Raw genomic sequence first — 1,624 nt, 5'->3', positions numbered from 1 at the left:
ACGGCAGCGTTCGTCCGTCTCCTGGGCCAGCTCCCGGCGCACCGTATCCATGTGGCGGTTGATGTCCGCCCGCTTGGTCAGCACCTTGAACTGCACCTTGACCGGGGCAATCTTCAAGTAGCTGATAAAGGAATAGATGATACTGCGCTGTTCCCGGGCGCTGCGGAGCAGGAAGTTGACCGGAACCACCTCGATCAGCTTGACATAGCGGTGGTCTCTGGTGTAGATGATGCCGTTGGCGACCTTCTCAATGGGGATGTAGTCTGCCAGAGGGTTGAGGGGCCGTACCTTTTCCTCCGGGTCCAGGAAGGTCTTGAACTGGTTGACCTTGCGCTCCTTCAGATCGACCTGGAACCGGCTGCGGCTTTTCAGCCGGGCTTCGTCCTCTCCGGTATCGGGAGCAGACTTTTTGCCCCGCGACCAGGTGGGGAGCATGGACAGCTCTTTGCCGTCCCTCCCCCTCGCCGGGGCGTCCTGTGACAGCACGCGGCGGTTGCGCAGATAGCTGAAGAAAAGCAGGATGAAGCCGGACAGACTGCTTCCTCCGACTCCGATCAGGGCCAGGAGGACAAGGGGCAGGGCTGTCAGGCACAAAATGATGATCCGGGCAGTCAGGGAGAGGCCCAGGCTCATAACCGGCAGGCCGACAGCGGCGCCCAGGATGCCGGCCTCAATGACGTTCCGGGTCTTGAACATTCCGCCCATCAAGGTGCCGCCCTCAATAAAATTGGGTGGGATCAGGTAGCTGTCCCGCTGTTCGTGTTCCATACAATTCGCTCCTTACATACGGTCTTTCCGCTTCGGCGGGGTGGGGAGCCGCTTGACAATCTCCTTCTGGTAGTCGATCTCGCCGTCCGGGGCTTTGAAGGGGGTCTTGACCACCGTATCAACGGCGTGCTGCTTATACCACGCCGCCCCATCCGCAGAAAACACCTTCTGATAATCCCCCTCCGGCCTGGAATATTGGTCCACATGGTACATGGCGAACTCAATTCCCTGGGGATGTTCCGGGGTCACTTCCCGGCCGGTGATGCGTCCGCCGCCAATCTCCACCTGGGAGAAGGATACTTTTTCGGCGGCACTTGCCCCCAGTGCGGTGTGGCCCATGTAGGACTGGAGGGACTGAGCGGCCAGATCTCCGGTGATGGAGCCGGTGGAGCGCATATCGCCCCGGGCCACCATGCCAATCACATCATTAGCGAACTGACCGCCGGATTGCAGGGAATGAGAGAAAACCGCACCACCCAGCGTAGGCATACGGACAGGGAACATGTTGTGTGTGCTGCGATGGACGTTTTCCACGCTTCGGGTATGGTTGACCGTATGGCTCTCACTGATGCTGTCACCCCCGCCACCCTGCCGGTCAGTCTCCGAATGGGCCTTTTCGCTGGAGCTGTGGACAACCTGCTCACCGCCGGTCTGGATAACGCCGTCCTGCCGCAATACGCTGTCAGTCTGGCCCTCCGTCTGAATGACGCTGGAGGATTGGACTTCACCGCCGGCAAGGACCGTCTCTTCCTGCGGCACAGCCGGGGTGGGCGGGATTCCAACGTCTGGAGCTGAGATATTATCCGCTGGTGTAACCATATCCGCAGGAGCAGATGTCACAGGCGGAATATCGGTC

Annotated in this window: 2 protein-coding genes and 1 pseudogene; 1 reads left to right on the top strand and 2 read right to left on the bottom strand. The window is 60.1% G+C overall.

What is annotated here, in order from left to right:
• A pseudogene (locus QZ326_RS13250) lies at nucleotides 1-768 on the bottom strand (PrgI family protein); the annotation flags it as partial.
• Between the two features lie 12 nt (nucleotides 769-780).
• Nucleotides 781-1,272 carry a hypothetical protein gene (locus QZ326_RS13245; RefSeq protein WP_295746134.1) on the bottom strand — a complete coding sequence of 164 codons (492 nt, stop codon included), beginning with the start codon at nucleotides 1,270-1,272 and terminating at the stop codon, nucleotides 781-783.
• 51 nt (nucleotides 1,273-1,323) lie between these two features.
• Between QZ326_RS13245 and QZ326_RS13240 the strand changes: the two genes are divergently transcribed.
• Entirely contained in the window at nucleotides 1,324-1,563 is a 240-nt protein-coding gene (locus QZ326_RS13240; RefSeq protein WP_295746131.1) for a hypothetical protein, read from the top strand.
• Nucleotides 1,564-1,624 lie beyond the last annotated feature (61 nt).

Origin of the sequence: uncultured Oscillibacter sp. (assembly GCF_910587525.1) — a bacterium.
Classification (GTDB): Bacteria; Bacillota; Clostridia; order Oscillospirales; family Oscillospiraceae; genus Oscillibacter.
The sequence above is the reverse complement of the archived record's forward strand: the minus strand, read 5'-3'. Positions and strand labels throughout refer to the sequence as shown.